Source organism: Collinsella sp. SGI.180 (assembly GCF_050313455.1).
Lineage (GTDB): Bacteria > Actinomycetota > Coriobacteriia > Coriobacteriales > Coriobacteriaceae > Collinsella.
Genome location: NZ_JBNPLL010000003.1, coordinates 59,603 through 82,327, shown reverse-complemented (window position 1 = coordinate 82,327; position 22,725 = coordinate 59,603). Strand labels below are relative to the sequence as shown.

The window sequence follows — 22,725 nt, the reverse complement described above, 5'->3', positions numbered from 1 at the left end:
CCACGCTACGGCCCTGGACGTAGATCCGTTTTGCGTGTAGCAGAGGGGATTATGCCAGCTCGCATCGACGTTTTCAAGCTTGTCCCGCAAATATATATAGGTTTATGGAGCGTTGAGTCCGTTTGCGGATTGCTCCGTATTAATGCTCGCAATTAAGCTCGGGGTTGGCTACACTATCCCTTGACCATTAAAGGGGTACGAGATACCCACATGGATTTATATTGCTGCCATAGAGCAGTCCTTCCTGTGGGTGTCTGGTCCGCTTTGAGCGGTCGGGCATCTATTTTTTTGACTGTATCAGCAGTCAAGACATGTGAGGAAGGAGATCGATGGGCACGACTTCCCCCAAGGCGGTCATCATGGACGAGACCGCCGTCAACCGAGCGATGACCCGCATCGCGCACGAGATTCTCGAGCGCAACGAGGGCTGTGAAGACCTCGCTCTGGTCGGCATCGTCACGCGCGGCGACCTTCTGGCAAAGAAGCTCGCCGAGGCGATCAAGGAGATCGAGGGTGTTGACGTTCCGCTCGGCAGCCTGGACATCAGCTTCTATCGCGATGACTATGCGACTAACTTCGCTCCCGCGATCCACGCTACCAACATTGCCTTCAGCGTCGACGGCAAGCGCGTCGTTTTGGTGGACGACATCCTGTACACGGGCCGCACCATCCGCGCCGCTCTGGACGCCGTTATGGACCTGGGCCGTCCGAGCCGCATCGAGCTGGCAGTTCTCGTTGACCGCGGTCACCGCGAGCTCCCTATCTCGCCGGACTTTGTCGGCAAGAACGTTCCCTCGTCGCACGAGGAGAGCGTGCACCTATATATGAAGGAAGTCGACGGCCGTACCGCTGTCGAGATCAACGACGTCGCGCCGGGTTCCCACGTGGGCTCCGCGCCGCTGGGAGGTGAGTAGTACCGTGGCGTTCAATCATAAGCACCTGATCGACATTACCGAGTACTCCGAAGAGGACATCAAGCTCATCCTCGAGACCGCCAAGGCGTTCTCCGAGGTCAACGAGCGTGCCATCAAGAAGGTCCCCACGCTTAAGGGCAAGACCATCGTCAATATGTTCAACGAGCCCTCGACGCGTACCCGCAGCTCCTTCGAGCTCGCCGAGAAGCGTCTTTCGGCCGACAGCCTCAACTTTGGCGGCTCCTCGACCTCCACGGTCAAGGGCGAGAGCCTCGTCGATACCGTCGAGACGCTCAACGCCTACAAGATCGACTGCATCGTCGTGCGCGACAAACATGCCGGTGCTCCCTACATCGTCACGCAGAATTCGCCCGCGAGTGTTATCTGCGCCGGTGACGGTAAGCACAACCACCCCACGCAGGCTCTGCTCGACCTGTACACCATCTGGGAGCACAAGGGTGACTTCCACGGTCTGAAAGTCGCCGTCGTCGGCGACATCGCCCACTCCCGCGTCTGCGGCTCGCTGATCCCCGCGTTGAAGATCATGGGCTGCGAGACCTACGCCGTCGCCCCCGGCACGCTGCTGCCGCCGGCGCCCGAGGTTCTGGGCTGCGACCACGTGACGAGCGACCTCGATTCCGTCCTGCCCGAGCTGGACGTCGTCTACATGCTGCGCGTACAGCAGGAGCGCCTCGAGGGTGCCCCGTTCCCGACCATTCGCGAGTACCACAAGCTCTTCGGCCTGACCAAGGACCGTGAGAAGCTCATGAAGCCCGACGCAATCATTTGCCACCCGGGCCCCATCAACCGCGGCGTCGAGTTCGACTCCTATATGGCCGACCACCCGCAACGCTCCGTCATCCTGGAGCAGGTCTACGCCGGTATCTGCGTGCGTATGGCTATCCTGTATCTGCTGCTTGGAGGTGCCGATAATGGCCTTGCTTCTTAAGAATGCCCACGTCGTCGATCCGTCCGTCGAGCTTGACGGGGTCGTTGACGTCCTGATCGACGGCGACAAGATCGCCGAGGTCGGCGAGAACCTCGCCGCCGAGGGAGCCGAGGTCCGCGACCTTTCCGGTAAGTACCTTGTCCCTGGCCTGGTGGACATGCACGTCCACCTGCGCGAGCCCGGCTACGAGGTCAAAGAGGACATCGAGAGCGGCACCCGCGCAGCTGCCAAGGGCGGCTTCACTGGCGTGTGCGCCATGCCCAACACCGACCCCGTTACCGATAACGGTACCGTTGTTGAGTTCGTCAAGTCCCGCGCTGCCGAGGTCGGCCACTGCCGCGTCTATCCTTCCGGCGCCATGACCCGCGGTCTTAAGGGCGAGGCTATGTCCGAGATGGGCGATATGGTCGCCCACGGCGCCGTCGCCTTCACCGACGACGGTCGCGGCGTGCAGGGTGCTGGCATGCTCCGTCGCTGCATGGACTACGGCAAGATGTTCGGCAAGGTCTTCATGAGCCATTGCCAGGACGAGGACCTGGTCGGCCACGGCCAGATCAACGAGGGCAAGGTTTCGACTCGTCTGGCCCTCGAGGGCTGGCCGGCTGCCGGCGAGGAGCTCCAGATCGCCCGCGACATCGAGATCGCAAAACTGACCGGTGCCAAGCTGCACATCCAGCACATCTCCACCGCCCATGGCCTGGAGCTCGTGCGTGCCGGCAAGGCCGCTGGCGTTCAGGTTACCTGCGAGGCCACTCCGCATCACATGTTCCTGACCGAGAACGACCTGGACGAGACCTACAACACCTCGCTCAAGGTTAACCCGCCGCTGCGTACCGACGAGGATGCCGAGGCCATCCGCCAGGGTGTCATCGACGGCACCGTCGACGTCATCGTCACCGATCACGCTCCCCACACGCCGTGGGAGAAAGCCCGTGAGTTCGAGCTCGCGCCCTTTGGCATGATCGGCCTCGAGACCTCGCTGTCGCTCGTGCTCACCGAGCTGGTCAACACGGGCAAGATGGGTATGGGCCGCATGGTCGAGCTCATGGCTATTAAGCCGCGTGAGATCCTGGGCCTCGACCAGGTTCAGGTCAAGGCGGGCTCTGTTGCCGACCTGACCGTCTTCGACGCGTCTGTCACCTGGACGGTCGGCGAGGACGGTTACGAGTCGCGCGCCGAGAACTCCGGTTTTGCCGGCCGCACGCTCACCGGTCGTGCCACCGATGTGTTTGTCGGCGGTAAACAGACGCTTGCCGACGGCTGCATCTGCTAGCATAGCCTTATCGCTTTTGTGCGCGGTGCCCTTGCGGTGCCGCGCTTTCTGTTCGTTTGGTCCATGCAACTGCATGGGGGATTGGAGCGTCTATGCCCACACCTTCCACTGCACGCATGCACGACTTCGAGGTCGTCTCGAACCAGGAGATCGCCGACGGCATCTTCTCGCTCGTTATTTCGGCCCCCAAGCTTGCAAGTGCGCTCAAGCCCGGTCAGTTTGTGAACATCGCCGTGCCCGGCGATGCCTCTTCGCTGCTTCGCGTGCCCTTGAGCTTCTATCGCTCTGACGCCGAGGCCGGTACCGTCGAGCTGTGGTACGCCGTCGTGGGCGACGACACCCGTCGTCTGTCGCAGATGGGCCCCGGCTCCAAGTCCAACCTGTTGGGCCCTGGCGGCCGCGGCTGGCTGGTACCCGAGGGCACCAGGAAGGCGCTGCTCGTGGCGGGCGGCATCGGTGTTCCGCCCGTGCTGTGCCTCGCTGGCATGCTTGCCGAGCAGGGCGTGGCCGTTGACGTGTGCCTGGGTTTTGGCACCGCGTCCAAGGTCGTGGGCGTCGATGAGTTCCGCGCGCTGGGGGCCACGGTCAACGTGTGCACCGACGACGGCTCGTTGGGTACGCACGGCTTATGCACCGACCCTGCCGCTGAGCTGCTCGGCAAGGGCGGTTACGACTATGTCGCCAGCTGTGGGCCCGCCGTTATGATGAAGAAAGTCGCCGCCGCTGCCGCCGAGGCCGGCGCGTACTGCGAGGTGTCGCTCGAGCGCATGATGAGCTGCGGCTTTGGCGCCTGCAACACCTGCAATGTCGAGACGGTCGACGGTATGAAGGGCGCCTGCATGTGCGGCCCCGTGTTTGATGCTTCCAAGGTGGTGGTCTTCTAGTGGGTACCGTGAACATGTCCGTCGATTTCGGCGGCGTCAAGATGCAGAACCCCATCAACACCGCAGCCGGTACCTTTGGCTACGGTTGGCAGTTCCAGAACTTCTTTGATGTCTCCCAGCTGGGTGCCATCACCACCAAGGGTTGCGCTGCCGAGCCCTGGCCCGGCAATCCTGCACCCCGCATGGCCGAGATCCCCGGTGGCATGATCAATTCCGTGGGCCTGCAGAACCCCGGTGTGGCCGCTTTCGCCCGCGAGTCCGGTCCGTGGCTCGAGCAGCTCTCCAAGGACGGTTGCCAGGTCATCTGCCAGGTTGCCGGTCACTCCGTTGATGAGTTCGTGCGCGCGCTCGAGATGTATGTCGAGCTGTGCCCCTGGGCTGCCGGCTATGAGATCAACGTGAGCTGCCCCAACATTGCCGCCGGCGGTGCCGCCATGGGCTCCACGCCCGAGGGCGCCTCTTCCGTTATGGCTGCCTGCCGCAAGGTGACCGATAAGCCGCTGTTCGTTAAGATGGCTCCGGTCAACGTCGCCGAGATCGCCCGCGCCCTCGAGGCTGCCGGCGCCGATGGCCTTTCGGTCATCAACTCCATCCAGGGCATGGCCATTGACGTGCACACCCGCAAGTCCCGTGTGGCCAAGCCCAAGGGCGGCCTTTCGGGCCCGCTGTGCCACCACATCGCCGTGCGCATGGTCTGGGAGGTCGCCCAGGCCGTCGATATCCCCATCAACGGTGTCGGCGGTGTCATGACCGGCGAGGATGCGGCCGAGTTTATCCTGGCCGGCGCCACCTGCGTATCGGTCGGCATGGCCAACTTCGTCGACCCGTGTGCTTCGCTTAAGATCGCGCACGAGCTCGAGGCCTGGGCGGAGTCCCAGGGCGTAAAGGACATCAACGAGCTGGTAGGTGCGTTCGAATGCTAGAGACCGATGCCCGCGACCGTGTTATCGTCGCCCTCGACTGCGACCGTGAGCGCGCACTCGAGCTCGCCCACGAGCTTTCGGGCCATGCCGCCTGGCTCAAGGTGGGCATGACGCTCTATTACGCCGAGGGTCCCGAGATCGTCAAGACGTTCAAGGATTTGGGCTTTAAGGTCTTCCTCGACCTCAAGTTCCATGACATTCCGCATCAGGTGCGCGGTGCCGCTCGCTCGGCCTCGCTTGCCGGTGCCGACCTGCTCTCGGTCCACGGCTTGGGTTCGGGCGCCATGCTCGCTGCCTGCCGCGAGGGTGCCGAGGAGGCGCGCGAGGACCGCGCCAAGCTCGTCGCCATCACCGTACTTACGAGCATGAATCAGGATGCGCTGGCGGAGATCGGCGTCGAGTCGCCCGTGGCCGAGGAGGCCGCTCGCCTGGCAAAGCTCGCTCAGGCCAACGGCATCGACGGTATCGTGTGCTCGCCGATGGAGGCTCACGACATGCGTGAGCTGCTCGGCCCCGACGCGCTGATCGTGACTCCGGGTGTGCGTCCGGTGGGTACCGCCCTGGGCGATCAATCCCGTGTGGCGACACCTTCCCAGGCTATCGAGCGCGGTGCGAGCCACATCGTGGTGGGCCGTCCTATTACCGGCTCCGACGATCCGGTTGCGGCCTTTGACGCCATCGTCGCCGAGCTGGTCGAAAACGTCGCGTAAAAGATTCCCTCAAGTCACCACTTTTGGGTCTTATTAGCACAAATTAGCCCTTGTGCCTGCGAAAACTTTCCCATCCTTTGTGTGGAATCACAGGTCAGGGGCTCAACTTTGACCTCCGTATATTGCACTTTTCGCAGGTATCGTCTAACCTATGGAGCCGTCGATTGGGCATTTAGTGCGTTTGACGTGCTAAAATGCCAATTATTGCATCAGATATAACCCAACTATTTGGAGGTTCGAATGGCACTCCCTCAGCTTACCGACGAGCAGCGTAAGCAGGCTCTTGAGAAGGCTGCCGCCGCACGTCACGCCCGCGCTGAGCTTCGCGAGCAGATCAAGAAGGGCGAGAAGTCTCTCGAGTCCGTGCTCAACTCCGATGATCCCATCGCTTCCCGCATGAAGGTTTCCACCCTCATCGAGTCTCTGCCCGGTTATGGCAAGGCCAAGGCCGCCAAGATCATGGAGGAGCTCGGCATCTCCGCTACCCGTCGCGTCCAGGGCCTCGGCGTCCGTCAGCGCGAGCAGCTCCTCGAGCAGCTGACCAAATAAGTGAGCGCTCAGGATTCAAAGCTCTTTGTGATTTCTGGACCGTCAGGTGCAGGCAAGGGCACGCTCGTCAGTCGTGTGCGCGAGCGCCGCTCGAACCTGGGCCTGACGGTTTCGGCTACCACGCGAGCGCCACGTAAAGGTGAGGTCGACGGCGTCAACTACTTTTTCCTGACGCGCGAGGAGTTCGACCGCCGCGTGGCAAACGGTGAGTTTGTTGAGTGGGCCGAGGTCCACGGTAACTGCTACGGCACGTTGGTGAGCGAGGTCGCATCCAAGCTCGCCTCTGGCTCGTCTCTGATTTTGGAGATCGATGTCCAGGGTGCCCTGCAGGTCAAGGAGCGTTTCCCCGAGGCCGTGTTGATCTTTATCAAGCCGCCTTCGCTTGAGGTGTTACGCGATCGCCTGGTCGGTCGCGGCACCGAGACGCCCGAGACGATCGAGCTGCGCATGGCAAACGCCGCCGATGAACTTGCCCTTGCCGACCGCTACGACGACGTCGTGGTGAATGACGATCTCGACCGCGCGACCGATGAGCTCGTTCGCGTTCTCGATATGCATGAAAGGATCTGAGGTCCGTGTCCGTTGTAAAGCCTTGTATTGACGATCTTCTGGAGAAGACCGATCACAACCGCTTCCTGCTCGCCTCGCTTGCCTCCAAGCGCGCCTGCGACATTAACAGCATGCTGCGCGGCCAGCACAACCGCGTGCTTGCCGTTCAGGATGTCGATGACATTACCATTGGCCTCTCCGGCGCCGATACCATCTCGATGGCTATGGACGAGATTGTCGACGGCGATATCTCCTACGACGAGGCTCGTTACAAGAAGGCGCTCGGCCACAAGGTTGCTGAAGCCTAAATGGCAGCTCGCGTCTGCCTGGTCCACTATCACGAGGTTGGACTGAAGGGCAAGAACCGCGCACATTTCGAGCATATCCTCATGGATAACATCAAGGCGGCCTTGGCCGCCTTTTCCGTGAATGCCGTGTCTCGAATTTCCGGTTATATCCTCGTGACCTTTAACGAGCATCAGGCCGACGAGGCGGCGCGTGTCATTCGCACCGTCCCCGGCGTTGCCCGCGTGTCCCTGGCATATCACACCAACCGCGACCCGCAGGAGTACTGCGCCGCCGCCGTGAAGGCGCTGCGTGAGTTTGGTCCCTTCGATTCGTTTAAGGTGCATGCCAAACGCTCTAACACCGACTACGAGCTCACCTCGATTGATATCAATCGTCAGGTTGGCGAGGTACTGTGCGAGGCCTTCCCCGATAAAAAGGTCCAGATGCACGACCCCGACGCGATGGTGCACGTACTGGTGGTCCAGGGTAGCGTTTACGTGTATGCGCGCTCCGAGCGCGGCGTGGGCGGTCTGCCGGTGGGTTCCGCCGGCAAGGTTGTGACGCTTCTGTCGTCGGGCATCGATTCTCCGGTGGCGACCTGGATGCTCGCGCGTCGCGGCGCGGTGTGCGTGCCGGTACATTTCTCCGGTCGTCCGCAGACACCCGATACGAGCGAGTATTTGGTGCAGGACATTATCCGTGCTCTTGCGCCGGGCGTCCAGATCGGCCGCCTGTACGTGGTGCCGTTTGGCGATTGCCAGCGTGAGATTTCCGTCACCTGCCCCAGTAACCTGCGTGTGATCATGTATCGCCGCATTATGTATTCGGTTGCCGAGCGCATTGCGCATATCGAGGGCGCCAAGGCTATCGTGACCGGTGAATCGCTCGGTCAGGTTGCCTCCCAGACGCTCGAGAACATTATGGCCGTCAACGAGGCCGTCAAGATCCCCGTGTTCCGCCCGCTGATCGGTTCGGACAAGCAGGAGATTATCGCGCGTGCCGAGGAAATCGGTACCTTCGATATCTCGACCGAGGCTGCTCCCGATTGCTGCACGCTCTTTATGCCGCGCCGCCCCGAGACGCACGCAAAACTCGATGCCGTGCATGAGGCGTGGGAGCTGTTCGATCACGAGGAGATGATTGAGCGCTTGCTCAAACAGACCGAGTACATCGACTTCGAGAGCAACACGTACAAGGCTCCTAAGACCTTAAAACGTAAACATCCTCAGCTTGCTCCACGTGAGATTTACCAAGATCACGAATAATGTTGTGTATAGACCGGCGGTGCATTTGCATCGTCGGTCTTAATCTATCTGGGCATTAGGCGATAAACGGTTCATTTGTCGACGTGTATCTGAATAAATGGACACTATCCTGCAAGGTTTTGGTCAGCTTTTGGTTTGACTTCGATAACCGGTGTGGGCGTGCGGAGGCTACGGCGCTCGTTTCCTGACACGATGGTGTTGGGAGGTGTTTGCTATGGCGCAACGCGAGCAACACGAACGGGTTAAACGGATGGACCGCTGGGCAGAAAAGCTGCTCGGCCATAAGGCGATGGTCGTGGCGATTCTGATTGTCATTGCCGCCGCGAGCGGCTTGGCGATGGCAAGTTTTGGTAGCCGCTCCAGCGGCGTGTCGTTTGAGCGTGGTGATGAGGCGGGCGCCTCGGATGTGCGCGGGGCCGGGGATGGGTTACCTGGTGATGCCGATGAGTCGTCTGCCAAGAGTTCTTCTGCTGCTGAGGTGTACGTCGATGTCGATGGCGCCGTTGCGAGGCCTGGCGTGTACCGGCTCAAAGACGGAGCGCGGGTGTCCCAAGCGATAGATGCCGCCGGAGGGCTCACGGCTGAGGCGGATGTGACGGGGCTTAACCGTGCGTCCAAGATCACAGATGGTCAAAAGATCTATGTTCCGATGGTGGGGGAGCAACAAGCAGCTGCGGCGGTCGGCGGGGTCGATAGCGGTGCTGCCATGACTGCTGGTGCGGGGTCTTCGTCGGGGCTTGTGAATATCAATACGGCAAGTGCGGCGGAACTGCAGACGCTTTCGGGCATCGGGCCTTCTACGGCCCAGTCGATTATCGATGAGCGGACTCAAAACGGGGCCTTTGCCTCGGTCGATGACCTCATGCGCGTATCGGGGATCGGTGAGAAAAGGCTCGCCAAAATTAAAGATTGCATCTGCGTATGAGTGTGTCCGAGTGCGAGCATGTGATGCCGCCGCGGCCCCTGATGCCGTGGACGATGGCCCTTTGTTCTGGCTTGTGTGCGAGCTGCGGCCTGGTACTTAACGTGGCAGCCGATTTGCTGCTGGGAGAGCGGGCAGCGCCCGTCACATTGCTTATGGCCATTCCCGTTGCGGCTGCCGCGTGCATCGTATCGGCTCGGTTTTGCATGCGTCTTGTGCGGTGGAGGCGATGGCTGTATGCCGCGGCCCTCGGCCTCCTGGCGGGAGCGGTCGTGTCCGCGGGTTGGGCGATAGGGGCGCTGCGTGCTTCGACGGCACTGGATAATCGAGCTGCGAGCAGTCTCGAGTTTGTTGTACAGGGTGACCCATCCATCAAAGACGGGACGTACTCCTATACCTGTGATTCATATGCGGGTGGAAAGCGCTTGGGCGAGATACGGCTGTCGTGTGATCGTGAGCTCGGTGCCGGTTCGCATGTGCATGCTATCGGTCGAATGTCGCGGTTTGAGAATGATGCGTATGGGCGCTCACGCGTGCTTCGGGGCGAGCTTCGAAAAGTTAAGGTCATCCGGCTGGTATCGGTTGACGAGGGCTTTCCGGGGCCGTTGCCTTGGCTGCGAAACGAGCTCCTTGCCACTATCGCGCCCGAGACCGATCCGGCGCGCTCGCTCATTGCCGGCGTTGTCTGCGGACGCTCCTCCGAGCTGCGTGCTCAGCCGGCGGGCGATTTGTTTTCGGTAACGGGCACCGCACATCTTATCGCCGTCTCGGGCAGCCATCTTGCCATCGTTGGGTTTGTGATTGAGAGCGCCTTGCAAAAGACTCGCCTCTCTCGTGGGCTGCAGAGAGGGCTGTTGGTGCTGGCCCTCGCTGCCTATGCCGTCTTTACGGGCGCTTCGCCCTCGGCCGTGCGCGCGTGCTGTATGGTGGCGGTGACGCTTGTCGTCAACGGCGCCGGACGTCGTCGGCATGGCCTTTCGGCTCTATTTTTAACCATGACAATCTTTATGTTGCTGCGGCCGACAGTATTGTTCGAGATGGGTTTTCAGCTATCGTGCGCCAGTGTTTTTGCCATCCTTTGTTTTTGCCCCTACGCTACCTACGCCTTGGGCGAGCTGGGCGTGCCATCGGGGGTTGCCAGTATTTTGTCCGTCACGCTGTGCTCACAGATCGCGACACTTCCCGTAACCATTCCCGCATTTGGGATGTTTTCGCTCATTGCCCCGCTTGCAAATGCCGTGATCGGTCCGGTGATAAGCGTTCTTCTCGCATCTTCGGTTGTGCTGGTGCCTTGCTCGCTTGTGCCGCTCTTGCGCCACGGGGCGCTTGTGGTGCCCATGGCTATCGCTCGCTGTGCCCTGTTCTTTGAGCAGCTCTTTGCTGCCGTTCCGGGCGCATCCGTAAGCGTGCCGCCCGATACGCCCTTGGTATACGTGGTGCCTTTTTCGCTGGTGGTCCTCTTGGTCTTGTGGCCACGCCCCAGCGTGCGGCCCATGGCAGTGGGGCTGCTGTGTTTGATGCTTGCGGCGGGCGTTCCGTATGTCTATTGGGATCGATGTGCGCCGCCTTCGGTGACAGTCCTTGATGTTGGCCAGGCCGATGCGATTCTGGTTCGTCAGGGTGGCGCCGTGGCGCTCGTCGACTGTGGGCTCGACGCGCGCGTGGTGTCGGCGTTGGTTCGCAATAACGTCCACCATATCGACGCCGTCTTCGTGACGCATTGGGATGAAGACCATTGGGGCGGTCTTCCCGACGTACTCGATCGGTTTTCGGTGGGAACCATTGCGGTTGCGGCGGATGCGCTGGGCAGCGCGCCTGCTGAGGTTCTGAATCGCCCAGGCGTCACGTATCGGCAGGTGGCTCGCGGAGACACAGTCGATATCGGCGCATTTCGGGCTCGTGTGATGTGGCCGTTTGATACGGTTGACGGTGAGGGCAATGAGGACTCGCTTGTCTTGCTGCTCTCCTATGCTCAGGAAGGCAAAAGCCTGCGTATGCTCCTCACTGGTGATGCCGAGCTCGATCAGGAGCGCGAGTTTGTACAGGAGGTGGGTGATATCGATGTGCTCAAGCTGGGCCATCACGGCTCAAAAGATTCTGTCGATACAGACCTGCTGGAAACCCTTAAGCCCGAGCTCTCTATTGCGAGCGCGGGCGAGGGCAACCGCTACGGCCATCCATCCGATGCCTGCATCGATGCCGTTAGCGATGCGGGCGGCGCGTTCGCATGCACTATCGAGAGAGGCGACATTACCGTCTCGCCGACTGCGGCCGGTTTTGCCATGCGATGTCAGCGACCGTGATGCTGCCGTTGGCGCGGGACCAACCCGTGGGATAGAATGGCACGGTACGAACAGGAGAGCCTGCGGGAGGGGAGCGCGATGTCTGAAACCGGTCTGCTGCCGGCATATCTGATCGTCGGTACCGACGGAGTCAAGCGCGACCACGCCGTCTCGCGTATGAAAGCACGTCTGGAAAAGTCGGGTATGGTCGAGTTCAACCTCGACGAGCGCGACATGACCAAGGACCCCGATATCGAGTCCATTATCGGATCGCTCAACACTTTTCCCATGGGCAGCGAGTTTCGCTTGGTAATCCTTGACGGCTGCTCAAAGCTCGCCAAGGCGGTCTCGGAGCCGCTTGTCGAGTATTTAGCGAGTCCAAGCCCCACAACGGTCTGTCTCATCATCGCCGACTCGCTTGCCAAGAACACGCGCCTGTATAAGGCGATCGCCAAGATCGACAAGAAGGCCGTGATCGATTGCTCCGGCACCAAGCGCTGGGAGCTACCGCGCCGCGTGCAGCAGATGGCGACGCAGCACGGCAAGTCGATCTCGACGGCGGCCGCCGAGGAACTCGTCTCGCGTTCGGGTGAAAACACTCGCATGCTCGATAACGACTTGGCCAAGCTTGCCCAGATGGTCGATGCGCCGCAAATTGAGCTTGCCGATGTGGAACGCTGGATCGTGCGCACGGCCGAAGTTCAGCCCTGGGATTTTCTCAACGCGGTCTCGGCTCGTGATATGCGCCGCTCGCTTGAGCTCTTTGGGCTGCTACCCGCCAAGAGCTATGTGTGGACCTACACGCTGCTGTGCGGACGCATTCGCGAGCTTATCGTCGCCAAGGCGCTCGATGCGCGTGGGCAGGGTCGCGAGCTTGCCGCGACGCTCAAGCTTCAACCCTGGCAGGTTAAGAATCACCTGACCTGGGCACGCCGCTTTTCGATGGCGGAGCTCGTCGCGGCGCTCGAGGGCGCGGTCGATGTTGAGCTCGCTCTTAAGGGTTCGGCCGATTCTCAGAACGCGCTTTTGCTCTGGATTACGAACATCTTGAGAAAATCGTGATGATACCTGTCTATTTGACAAATTCGTTCTATCCCTTTGAGGGGGAGCGTGCTATAGTAGGCGCTTGCATGACCTCACCGTGTCTCAGAGGTGTCATACATTTTTTGCAAGGAACTCGAAAGGAACTCCAGAAGTGGCAAACATCAAGTCTCAGAAGAAGCGTATCCGCACCAATGAGGCAGCTCGCATGCGTAACAAGGCTGTCAAGTCCGAGCTCAAGACGCTGACCAAGCACGTCCAGTCCGCCGTCGCCGAGGGCGACGCCGAGAAGGCCCAGGCTGCCCTCAAGACCGTCACCAAGCGTCTCGACATGGCTGCCGCCAAGCATGTTATCCACAAGAACCAGGCTTCCAACCGCAAGTCCGGTCTTGCCAAGCTCGTGAACAGCATCAACGCCTAAGTTGTAAATTTCACACCACACAGATTACGCGCATAAATGGAGCCTGTTTTATGGAACAGGCTCCATTTTTTGTACCGCTCGGGTAAGATAGTCCGCATGAATACTTCAATTGACATTTCCCACATCCGCAACTTCTCGATCGTTGCGCACATCGACCATGGCAAGTCCACGATCAGTGATCGCATCCTCGAGCTCACCCATACCGTCGACGAGCGCGACATGGAATCGCAGCTGCTCGACACCATGGATATCGAGCGCGAGCGCGGCATCACGATCAAGTCCAATGCCGTTCGCGTTTCCTATGACGCCGACGATGGCGAGACGTATCAGTTCAACCTGATCGATACGCCGGGCCACGTGGACTTTACCTATGAGGTCTCGCGTTCGCTTGCCGCCTGCGAGGGTGCGGTGCTCGTCGTCGACGCCACGCAGGGCGTCGAGGCGCAGACCGTCTCCAACGCGACGCTCGCCATGAACGCCAACCTGGATATCGTGCCCGCTATCAACAAGATCGACCTGCCGTCGGCACACCCCGACGAGGTTAAGACCGAGATCGAGGATGACCTGGCGATTCCTGCCGACGATGCCGTATGCGTATCGGGCAAGACCGGCGAGGGCATCCATGATCTGCTGGAGTCCATCGTCTTTTTGATCTCACCGCCCAAGGGCGATGCGACGGCTCCGCTCAAGGCGCTCATCCTGGATTCGTACTTTGACGAGTACCGCGGCGTCGTCGCCACGGTCCGCGTCTTTGACGGCTCCATCAAGAAGGGCGATACCCTGCGCATGATGCAGGCCGAGGGCGACTTTTTGGTCGATGGCGTGGGCGTCAAGCGTCCCGCCGAGACTCCGGTCGACGCGCTGACGGTCGGCGAGGTGGGCTACGTGGTCACGGGCCTGAAGGACCCTGAGGCCGTTCGCGTGGGCGATACCCTCACGTGGGCGTCGAATCCCTGCCCTGAGCCGCTTCCCGGTTACCGTGAGGCCAAGCCCATGGTCTATACGGGCTTGTTCCCGATCGACAACAAGGATTATGAGAACCTGCGTGACGCTCTCGATAAGCTGCATGTCAACGACCCGTCGTTGGTGTGGGAGCCCGAGACCTCGGTGGCGCTCGGCTTTGGCTTCCGCGTTGGCTTCTTGGGCCTGCTGCATATGGAGGTCGTCAAGGAGCGTCTGGAGCGCGAGTTCAACCTGGACCTCATCGCCACGAGCCCTTCGGTGGACTACCACGTCTACAAGACCGACGGCGAGATGATTGATGTCCGCAGCCCGCAGGATCTGCCCGAGGCTACGCGCATCGAGCGCATTGAGGAGCCCTACCTCAAGGCCAAGATTATCTGCCCGCCCGAGTATACGGGAGCCGTCATGCAGCTCGCTATCGAGCACCGCGGCATTACGACCGACATGATCCACCTCACGAGCAAATCGGTCGAGATGCGCTTCGACATGCCGCTCGCCGAACTCATCCTGGACTTCTTTGACCAGCTCAAGAGCCGCACCAAGGGCTATGCGTCGCTCGACTATGAGTTCAACGAGTATCGTCCCTCCGAGCTCGTCAAGCTCGATATCCTGCTTTCGGGCGACGAGGTGGACGCGCTTTCGTTTATCGTGCACAAGGACAAGGCCTATGGGCTGGCCCGCGGGTTGTGCGACAAGCTTAAGGAAATTATTCCGCGCCAGCTGTTCGAGGTGCCCATTCAGGGTGCCATCGGCAACAAGATCATTGCCCGCTCGACCGTCAAGGCGCGCCGCAAGGACGTTTTGGCCAAGTGCTATGGCGGCGATATCTCGCGTAAGCGCAAGCTGCTCGAGAAGCAGAAAGAGGGCAAGAAGCGCATGAAGGCCATCGGTTCGGTCGAGGTCCCGCAAGAGGCCTTTATGGCGATCCTCAAGGTGGACGAGTAGTTCCATGGCGCTTTCTGAATACAGTACGCGGCTGCTGGGTGCCTATGCCGAGCAGCCGTTCCTTATGGCTCCCATGGCCGGCGTGACCGATCCCGCCTATCGCATCATGTGCCGCCGCCGCGGCGCCAATCTTGCCTATAGCGAGATGGTGAGCGTGGCGGGCCTTGCCTATGCCAGCAATAAGACGTGGCGCCTGGTGCTGCCGGCCGACGAGGAGCGGCAGATCTGCGTGCAGCTCTTTGGCTCCAAGCCCGATCAATTTGCGAGCGCCGTCGCTGCCGTCGAGGAGCGTGTGGGCGATCGCCTGTCGCTGATCGATATCAACATGGCCTGCCCGGCTCGCAAGGTCGTCACCAAAGGGGAGGGCTCGGCGCTCATGCGCACGCCCGAGCTGGCCGAGAAGATCGTCGAGGCGGCGGTGGGCGCAGCGCACGTGCCCGTGACCGTTAAGATCCGCAAAGGCTTTTACGCCGAAGATCGCAATGCCGCGACGTTTGCCCAGATGCTCGAGGGGGCGGGCGCCGCTGCTGTGGCGGTGCATGGTCGCTGTGCCACGCAGCTCTATACGGGTCAGGCCGATTGGTCGGTCGTCGATGAGGTGGCCGATGCCGTCGAGATTCCCGTCATCGGTTCGGGCGACGTGTTCTCGGCCGAGGATGCCGCGGAGCATCTGCGCAACTCGGGTGCCAGCGCGGTGTTTATCGCACGCGGCATCTACGGTAATCCCTGGGTCTTTGGTGATGCTCGCGCCCTTGCGCTCAATGGCGTACCGGTGCCGGTGCGCAGCTCTGTCGAGCGCCTGGACGCCCTGCGCGAGCATCTCACGCTGACGCATGAGCTTCTGCCGCTCATGTCTCGTGCCCGTACGTATGCAAGCTGGTATCTAAAGGGCATGCCCCATGCTGCCGCCTGGCGTGCCCAGGTGGTGCGTTGCTCCACATATGAGGAGTTCATGGCATTGGTCGATGATATCGAGCGCGATGTGGTGGCCTGCGAGGCCGCACTTGCCGCTGGCGAGTCGGTGCCCGCTCATCCGCTGGAGGCCTAACGGTGGCCGTTACCGCGCTGTACGTGCATGTGCCGTTTTGCGCTCAAAAGTGTCGGTACTGCGACTTTGACTCACGCAGTTTTGCTCCGTGCGACCTGAGCGCTGCGCTCGATGCCTATTTTGAGCAGCTGTATGCGCGCCTTGATGCCTTTGGAGACACCGGGGCGCTTGCACAGGTCCGCACCGTCTATGTTGGCGGCGGAACACCGTCGCTGGCGGGAGAGCGTCTGGTGGAGCTTGCCCGGCGTATTTGCATGTGGTGCAAGCCCGTTGAGTTTACCTGCGAGGCTAATCCTGAGTCGCTGACCGCCGAGCTTGCCGCTGCGCTTGCCAAGGTTGGTGTCACACGCGTCTCTCTGGGCGTGCAAACGCTCGATAATGCCGAACTTACCGCCATCGGCCGTATTCACGATGCCGATCGGGCGCTCGCTGCCATCACGACGGTTAATGACGCTGGGCTCGATGTGTCGTGCGACCTTATGTGCGGCCTTCCCGGGCAGACCGCAGCGAGTTGGAAGCGCACGCTCGATGGCGTGTTGGCAGCGGCGCCGCAACATGTGTCGGTGTACCCGCTCACGCTCGAGCAAGGCACGCCGCTCTACCGCATGGCGTTCTGCGACGAGTCGCTCGAGCCCGACGAGGATTTTCAGGCTGCGTGCATGGAAGCGGCGCGCGAGCGTCTGGGCGCGGCCGGCTATCACCCGTATGAGGTGGCAAGCTATGCACTCGACGGACATGAGTGCGCCCACAACATTGCCTACTGGACCGGACGGGGTTACCTGGGCCTGGGTCGCTCTGCCGCCGGTATGCTCGACGCCGAGGATTTCGATCGCTTGGCCGGGCTTTATCCCGACGTGCCCGCTCGCGGCGATGCGTATCGCGTGCGTCTGGTGCAACGCGACGATGCCGCGATGACGTTTGATGCCGAGTATCTGTCGCAGCGTGAGGCGGCGGCGGAGGATTTGATGCTTGCCTGCCGCATGACGCGTGGCATTGGGCCCGACCTGTTGGTTCGCTCGGCAAGCGTGATTCCTGCAGGCGAGCTGGCGGCGTCCTGCGACCGTGCGCTCGAGTTGGGCCTTGCCACCTGGGTACCCGATGATGTCGAGGGGCATGCGGGGCGCATCACCTCAAAAGATGTTGTAGCAGGTCGCGCCCGCGCCCGTTTAGTGCCCACCCACTTGGGCTGGCTCGATGGAAATATGCTGTTCGAGCTGTTTTGGGGTCTAGCTTAGGCCGCTCGGGTAGAATTACCGCAATATATACGCTGCTGTGAGCAGGAGGTTGCCGCGCATGGCGACGATGAACGAAAAAGATTACTACGAGATCTTGGGTGTCTCCAAGGACGCCACCTCGCGTGATATACAGAAGGCCTTTCAGCAAAAGGCCCGCAAGCTCCATCCGGACGTCAACAAAGAGCCGGATGCCGAGGAAAAGTTTAAAGAGGTTTCCGAGGCCTATGCCGTGCTTTCGGACGAGCAGAAGCGTGCGCGCTATGATGCCATGCGCTCGGGCAATCCCTTCGCCGGCGCTCCTTCTGCTTCGCCCTATGGCGGCGGCTACGCCGGCAGCGCAGGCTATGGCAATCCCTTTGAGGGCGGCTTTCCCTTTGGTGGCGCCTGGGGCCAGCAGCGTCGCAGCCAGGCTGCCTATAATCCCGAGAACGGCGCCAACGTGGTCGTCGATATTAAGCTCGACGCCAAGGAGGCCAAGGGCGGTGCCCGCAAGACCGTCCGCTATACGCGCTTCGATACCTGTGGTCATTGCGGAGGCTCGGGCTCTGTCTCGTCCGAGCATGCACATACCTGTCCGAGCTGCGGCGGTCGCGGCCACATCGACGTCGACCTGTCCTTCCTGTTTGGTGCCGGCACGTTCCAGTCGGTCTGCCCCGAGTGCGGCGGTTCCGGTAAGGTCGTCGCCGACCCCTGCCCCTATTGCGGTGGCAGCGGGCGGACCCGTGTGACCTCCGAGCAGACGATTGAGTTTCCTGCCGGCACGCATGATGGCGACGAGGTCCATATTGACGGCATGGGTCACGCCGGCACCAACGGTGCCTCGGGCGGCGATTTGGTCGGGCGCGCCCATGTCGAGGCCGAACGCCTGGAGGGCAAGGCTCGTACCGGTTTTTACCTGATGGGCATCGTGGCGCCTTTTTTGGTGCTGTCGGCCATCTCGGGCGTGTTCTCGGCCTTTGCCATGATGTGCTTTGTTCCGTTTGCCATGGGCTTGTTCATGGTGCTCTCGGACGGCGTGCTTCACCGCAGCCTGCTGTGGTGGAAGCGCGGCGCGATGCAGTTTGCCAACGGTTTTGCCAACGGATTTATGTTTGCTCTCGTGTCGGTTTGGTTTGCGAGCTGCTCGCAACGTGCCATGCTTTCGCCCTACGCAATGCAATAACATCAAACCCTTTGTTTGCGGTCGGCCCAGCTTGGGTATAGGACGCACTGTGACAATAATGAAAGTCGGAAGGATTCGGTCGTGTCGGAAAATAGGGATTACTACGAGGTACTTGGCGTCGACAAGGATGCCGACGCGCGGACGATTAAGCGCGCGTTTCTAAAGAAGGCCCGTATCGTACACCCGGACGTTTCGGACGACCCCGATGCCGAGGCCAAGTTCAAAGAGCTCAACGAGGCATATTCCGTTCTTTCCGACGATCAGAAGCGTGCAAACTACGATCGCTACGGTTCGCCCGACGGCCCCGGTGGCTCCGGCTATGTCGACATTAACGATATCTTTGGCGGCATGGGCATGGACGACCTCTTTTCGTCGTTCTTTGGCGGCGGCGCCGGCGGTGGCGCCCGAAATCGCCGCGAGCGTCGTCGCGGCCGCGATATGGCCATCTCCCTTTCGGTGACCCTTGAGGAGGCGGCGCTCGGTTGCAAAAAGACGATCAGCTATGACCGCCTTGCCCCCTGTGATGATTGCAATGGCACCGGTAGGGCCGAGGGTGCGGCCGAAAAGCAGTGCAGCCGTTGCCACGGCACGGGCTATGTCACGACGGTCCAGCGCTCGTTCCTGGGTCAGGTTCAGTCCTCTTCGCCCTGCCCCGACTGCCATGGCGAAGGCACGGTCATCGACCATCCCTGCGAGACCTGCGACGGTCAGGGCCGCACGCCTTCGCACGAAAAGATCGACATCGATATCCCTGCCGGCGTCTCGACCGGTCGCCAGCTGCGCGTGAGCGGCTTTGGCGAGGCAGGCCTTCGTGGTGAGCCCTCGGGCGACCTGATCGTCAACGTGCGCGTCGCCGATCACGAGCGTTTTAAACGCAACGGCGACGACCTGTACCTCGTGAGCGATATCTCGATTGCGCAGGCTGCGCTCGGCTGCGAGATTAAGGTTGAGGGCATTTTGCCCGACGAGGTCGTCAAGGTGTGCGTCCCCGCCGGTACGCAGTACGGCGACACCGTGAGTGTCAACAACTACGGTATGCCCCGTATCGGCGGTGGCGGCTCGCGTGGACGCTTGATCGTTCAGCTGCGCGTGCTCGTCCCCACGAACCTTTCCGCCAAGCAGCGCGAGCTGCTCGAGGCTTTCGCCGCCGAGTCGGGCGACGATGTCGCTTCCGGCAAGAAATCGGTGACCGATCGCATTAAGAGCGCTCTCGACGACATCCTCGATTAAGGAGCCCGCGTGCTCGCACCTCATATCTCTGTTATTAACCTCGGCTGCCGTGTCAACCGGGTTGAGTCCGACCGTATCACTGCCGATCTTATGCGCCTGGGTTTTGCAATGGTGGAGCCTCAGGATGCGGAGCTGATCGTCATTAACACCTGTGCCGTTACGGGCGAGGCCGAGGCCAAGACCCGTAAGGCCGTCCGCCATGCGCTGGCTCATCCAAAAGAGCCCTATGTGGTCGTGACCGGGTGCGTTGTCAATTTGCACCCCGAGGAGCTTCTGGAGCTTTCGGACCGCGTGATCGCGGAGCCGTCTAAGATCGATGTCGCCGAACGCGTCTGCGAGGTGCTGGGCGTTGAGTCCGATAGCGTGGCTGCCTGTAGCGACGGCGACGTGGTCGACGCGCTCGGTCGCTCGCGTCTGGGTGTGAAGATCCAGGACGGCTGCAACCATCGTTGCACCTATTGCATTGTGTGGAAGGCCCGCGGCCCCGAGCGCTCCGTGCCTGTCGAGTCTGTGCTCGAACAAGTTCGTGAGGCTCAGGAGGCCGGCGTGCCCGAGGTGGTGCTGACGGGCGTGAACCTGGGCGCCTACGATGGCAAGAGTGCGACCGACGAACACGTCGAGATCGACGAGCTGCTCGAGGCCATCATGGAGCGTACGTCTATTCCGCATGTGCGCATTTCCTCGGTCGAGCCCATGGATATCTCCGAGCCCCTGCTTAAGGTCATGGCGCGCTATCCGCAGCGCATCGCCCCGTTTTTGCACCTGCCCGTGCAGTCTGGCTGTACGGCGACCCTGCATCGCATGGGCCGTCCCTATAGCGCCGAGGCATTTGAGGAGACGGTGCGTATGATCCGCGCCAACTTGCCTCAGGCGTCCCTTTCGTGCGACGTCATTGTCGGTTTTCCCGGCGAGACGGACGAGGAATTTGAGGAGTCGCTGGCGTTGTGCCGTCGCGTGGGCTTTTCGCGCATGCATGTCTTCCGCTATAGCAAGCGTCCCGGTACCCTTGCTGCCGACATGCCCGACCAGGTGCCGCCCGAGGTTATGGCTGAGCGCAGCCGTCGTATGCGAGCCGCGGCGCAGGAACTCGCCATTGCCGACGCCCGCCGTCGCGTGGGCACCGTCGAGCGTGCCGTGCTCGAGTATGGCGACAACCTGACGCTCGGTTCGTTCCATCATGCCCGTCTTGACGATACCTGCGGACTCACAGCCCCGTGCCTGCTCGATGTTGCTATCATCGGAGTCGATGATTCCGGCTTGGTCCATGCACGCAGGGAGGTTCATGGAAGCCTCGAAGATTAGACTTACCGTTCCCGATGGAATTGATCCCTCGCGCGTTTTGGGTGCCGGCGACGGCGTCCTTCGTGCGCTCGAGAGCTTGGTTCGCGCCCACGTGGTCGCCCGTGGCGACAGTATCGCCGTGTGCGGTGACCCGGACGAGGTCGAGCTTGTGGCGCGCTTTTTCGAGCATGCTTTTCGCGAGGTTGCCGCCGGACGGACGCTGTCTGTCGACGATGTCTCTCGCTGCCTGGCCGTCTTGCGCGACGGTGAGTACGGGGCTACGTCGCTTCGCGATGATGTACTGCTTTCGTATCGCGGTCGTGCCATTCGCCCCAAGACGCTCGGTCAAAAGCGCTATGTGGATGCCATTCGCTCGCATACCATCACGTTTGGCTTGGGTCCTGCCGGTACCGGTAAGACCTATCTGGCCATGGCGCTTGCCGTTGCCGCGCTCAAGCGTCACGAGGTGGGCCGTCTGATCTTGACGCGTCCGGTTGTCGAGGCGGGGGAGAACTTGGGCTTTTTGCCCGGTACCCTCGAGGAAAAGATCGATCCCTACATGCGTCCGCTCTACGACGCCCTTTTTGACATGATGGATCGCGAGCGCACCGATGAGCTTATGGAGCGTGGCGTGATCGAGATCGCCCCGCTTGCCTACATGCGCGGTCGTACGCTGAGCGATGCCTTCGTGGTGCTCGACGAGGCTCAAAATACCACGCCCGAGCAGATGAAGATGTTCCTGACGCGCTTGGGCTTTAACTCCAGGTTTGTGATTACCGGTGACCTGAGCCAGCGTGACTTGGTAGGTCGTCGCGGCGGTCTTGCCGACGTTGAGCAGATTTTGGGTCGTGTCGACGATGTCGCGTTTTCGCACCTCGAGCGTGCCGACGTGGTGCGTCAAGCCTTGGTGGGGCGAATCGTCGAGGCATATGATGCTTATGATGACGTGCGCGAGAAACGCGTGCGCGACCGAAAGGAGTCCCGTTGAGTGTATTGATCAGCAACGATGCCGAGCTCGATACGCTGCTTGACGCGCAGGAGGTAGGGCATATCTGCGAGGTCGTGCTTGCTGCCGAGGGCGTTGAGCGAAAAGTCGAGATTTCCCTTTCGTATGTCGATGAGGATGAGATGCGCGAGCTCAACCACGAGTGGCGCGGTATCGACCGTACCACCGATGTCCTCTCGTTTGAATGCGACTCGGCCTTTGACGAGGATATCCCAGCCGACGAGACGCTCGAGCTCGGCGATATCATCTTGGCCCCGCAGGTCATTGCCCGTCAGGCCCCCGGCTTTGGCAATAGCCCTGCCGATGAGTGCCGCCTGATGCTCGTGCATGGCATGTTGCATTTACTGGGCTACGATCATATCGTGGACGACGAGGCCGAGGTCATGGAGGCCCGCGAGGACGCCATCCTGCGCGATCTGGCGCTCGAGCGCGGCGAGGACCCCAAGCTGGTTCACGTCGGCCCCATCACCAACCATGCCCACGACTAGGAGCCGTCTATGATTCCCGGATCGAACAAGGACCATCCGTCCTTTTTAAAGTCGTTCTCCTACGCCATGGAGGGTTTCGTTACCGCCGTCAAGACCGAGCGTAACATTAAGGTCATGCTCGTGGCGGGTGTGTGCACTGTCATTGCCGGCTGCATCGTGGGGCTCGACATTGCCGAGTGGGCTACGATTATCATTTGCTGCGGCCTGGTGATTCACGGCGAGCTGTGCAACACCGCCATGGAGGCGATTGTCGATTTGGCGACCCAGGAGTTCCATCCGCTGGCAAAGCGTGCAAAGGATATCGCCGCCGCCTCCGTATACGTTCTTTCCATCACCGCCGCGATTGTGGGCTTGTTGGTATTTGCCCACGCGCTCGGCTTTATTTAGAAAGGGATCT

The 22,725-nt window shown here is 61.1% G+C and carries 23 protein-coding genes; all 23 read left to right on the top strand.

Features of this window, described 5'->3' with window-relative positions; translation table 11 throughout:
• Positions 1–329: 329 nt before the first annotated feature.
• Positions 330–914 (top strand): bifunctional pyr operon transcriptional regulator/uracil phosphoribosyltransferase PyrR, encoded by a 585-nt coding sequence (gene pyrR, locus ACQRAP_RS02165; protein ID WP_427794784.1) that lies wholly within the window; start codon positions 330–332, stop codon positions 912–914.
• A 4-nt stretch (positions 915–918) separates the two neighbouring features.
• Positions 919–1,863 carry an aspartate carbamoyltransferase catalytic subunit gene (locus tag ACQRAP_RS02160; RefSeq protein ID WP_035138537.1) on the top strand — a complete coding sequence of 315 codons (945 nt, stop codon included), beginning with the start codon at positions 919–921 and terminating at the stop codon, positions 1,861–1,863.
• Positions 1,847–3,136 carry a dihydroorotase gene (locus tag ACQRAP_RS02155; protein WP_154516264.1) on the top strand — a complete coding sequence of 430 codons (1,290 nt, stop codon included), beginning with the start codon at positions 1,847–1,849 and terminating at the stop codon, positions 3,134–3,136. The genes ACQRAP_RS02160 and ACQRAP_RS02155 overlap by 17 nt, the downstream gene beginning before the upstream one ends.
• A gap of 116 nt (positions 3,137–3,252) precedes the next feature.
• Positions 3,253–4,020: a dihydroorotate dehydrogenase electron transfer subunit gene (locus ACQRAP_RS02150; protein WP_154516544.1), complete on the top strand. Its 768-nt coding sequence runs from the start codon at positions 3,253–3,255 to the stop codon at positions 4,018–4,020.
• Positions 4,021–4,034: 14 nt separating this feature from the next.
• Entirely contained in the window at positions 4,035–4,943 is a 909-nt protein-coding gene (locus tag ACQRAP_RS02145) for a dihydroorotate dehydrogenase (RefSeq protein WP_427717595.1), read from the top strand.
• Entirely contained in the window at positions 4,937–5,653 is a 717-nt protein-coding gene (pyrF, locus tag ACQRAP_RS02140; protein ID WP_427717532.1) for an orotidine-5'-phosphate decarboxylase, read from the top strand. The genes ACQRAP_RS02145 and pyrF overlap by 7 nt, the downstream gene beginning before the upstream one ends.
• Positions 5,654–5,893: 240 nt before the next feature.
• Positions 5,894–6,202, top strand: coding sequence for an integration host factor, actinobacterial type (gene mihF, locus ACQRAP_RS02135; RefSeq protein ID WP_006236130.1), 309 nt, complete (start codon positions 5,894–5,896; stop codon positions 6,200–6,202).
• Positions 6,203–6,772: a guanylate kinase gene (gene gmk / locus ACQRAP_RS02130; protein ID WP_427794783.1), complete on the top strand. Its 570-nt coding sequence runs from the start codon at positions 6,203–6,205 to the stop codon at positions 6,770–6,772.
• A gap of 5 nt (positions 6,773–6,777) precedes the next feature.
• The gene (locus ACQRAP_RS02125; protein WP_370450597.1) at positions 6,778–7,059 is read left to right on the top strand and encodes a DNA-directed RNA polymerase subunit omega; all 282 of its coding nucleotides are present in this window, start codon (positions 6,778–6,780) and stop codon (positions 7,057–7,059) included.
• A complete protein-coding gene (gene thiI, locus ACQRAP_RS02120; RefSeq protein ID WP_427794782.1) occupies positions 7,060–8,304 on the top strand; it encodes a tRNA uracil 4-sulfurtransferase ThiI in 1,245 nt (414 codons plus the stop codon).
• A 214-nt stretch (positions 8,305–8,518) separates the two neighbouring features.
• Positions 8,519–9,229 carry a helix-hairpin-helix domain-containing protein gene (locus ACQRAP_RS02115; RefSeq protein ID WP_427794781.1) on the top strand — a complete coding sequence of 237 codons (711 nt, stop codon included), beginning with the start codon at positions 8,519–8,521 and terminating at the stop codon, positions 9,227–9,229.
• On the top strand, positions 9,226–11,529 hold the full coding sequence (locus tag ACQRAP_RS02110) for a DNA internalization-related competence protein ComEC/Rec2 (RefSeq protein WP_427794780.1): 2,304 nt from the start codon (positions 9,226–9,228) through the stop codon (positions 11,527–11,529). Before ACQRAP_RS02115 ends, ACQRAP_RS02110 begins: the two co-directional genes overlap by 4 nt.
• Positions 11,530–11,607: 78 nt before the next feature.
• A complete protein-coding gene (gene holA, locus ACQRAP_RS02105; protein ID WP_427747932.1) occupies positions 11,608–12,570 on the top strand; it encodes a DNA polymerase III subunit delta in 963 nt (320 codons plus the stop codon).
• A 133-nt stretch (positions 12,571–12,703) separates the two neighbouring features.
• Positions 12,704–12,970, top strand: coding sequence for a 30S ribosomal protein S20 (gene rpsT, locus ACQRAP_RS02100; RefSeq protein WP_022094714.1), 267 nt, complete (start codon positions 12,704–12,706; stop codon positions 12,968–12,970).
• Positions 12,971–13,066: 96 nt separating this feature from the next.
• Entirely contained in the window at positions 13,067–14,878 is a 1,812-nt protein-coding gene (lepA, locus tag ACQRAP_RS02095; RefSeq protein ID WP_154516289.1) for a translation elongation factor 4, read from the top strand.
• A gap of 4 nt (positions 14,879–14,882) precedes the next feature.
• Complete coding sequence (dusB, locus tag ACQRAP_RS02090) at positions 14,883–15,926, top strand: tRNA dihydrouridine synthase DusB (protein WP_427717514.1); 1,044 nt, start codon at positions 14,883–14,885, stop codon at positions 15,924–15,926.
• Between the two features lie 2 nt (positions 15,927–15,928).
• A complete protein-coding gene (hemW, locus tag ACQRAP_RS02085) occupies positions 15,929–17,161 on the top strand; it encodes a radical SAM family heme chaperone HemW (RefSeq protein ID WP_427794779.1) in 1,233 nt (410 codons plus the stop codon).
• 58 nt (positions 17,162–17,219) lie between these two features.
• Complete coding sequence (locus ACQRAP_RS02080) at positions 17,220–18,323, top strand: DnaJ domain-containing protein (RefSeq protein WP_427793467.1); 1,104 nt, start codon at positions 17,220–17,222, stop codon at positions 18,321–18,323.
• Between the two features lie 81 nt (positions 18,324–18,404).
• Positions 18,405–19,553: a molecular chaperone DnaJ gene (gene dnaJ / locus ACQRAP_RS02075; protein ID WP_427794778.1), complete on the top strand. Its 1,149-nt coding sequence runs from the start codon at positions 18,405–18,407 to the stop codon at positions 19,551–19,553.
• 9 nt (positions 19,554–19,562) lie between these two features.
• Positions 19,563–20,855 carry a MiaB/RimO family radical SAM methylthiotransferase gene (locus tag ACQRAP_RS02070; protein WP_427794777.1) on the top strand — a complete coding sequence of 431 codons (1,293 nt, stop codon included), beginning with the start codon at positions 19,563–19,565 and terminating at the stop codon, positions 20,853–20,855.
• Positions 20,836–21,822 carry a PhoH family protein gene (locus tag ACQRAP_RS02065; protein ID WP_427794776.1) on the top strand — a complete coding sequence of 329 codons (987 nt, stop codon included), beginning with the start codon at positions 20,836–20,838 and terminating at the stop codon, positions 21,820–21,822. The genes ACQRAP_RS02070 and ACQRAP_RS02065 overlap by 20 nt, the downstream gene beginning before the upstream one ends.
• The gene (gene ybeY / locus ACQRAP_RS02060; RefSeq protein ID WP_427794775.1) at positions 21,819–22,328 is read left to right on the top strand and encodes an rRNA maturation RNase YbeY; all 510 of its coding nucleotides are present in this window, start codon (positions 21,819–21,821) and stop codon (positions 22,326–22,328) included. The genes ACQRAP_RS02065 and ybeY overlap by 4 nt, the downstream gene beginning before the upstream one ends.
• A 9-nt stretch (positions 22,329–22,337) precedes the next feature.
• Positions 22,338–22,715: a diacylglycerol kinase family protein gene (locus ACQRAP_RS02055; RefSeq protein ID WP_427726826.1), complete on the top strand. Its 378-nt coding sequence runs from the start codon at positions 22,338–22,340 to the stop codon at positions 22,713–22,715.
• The last annotated feature ends 10 nt before the right edge of the window (positions 22,716–22,725 follow it).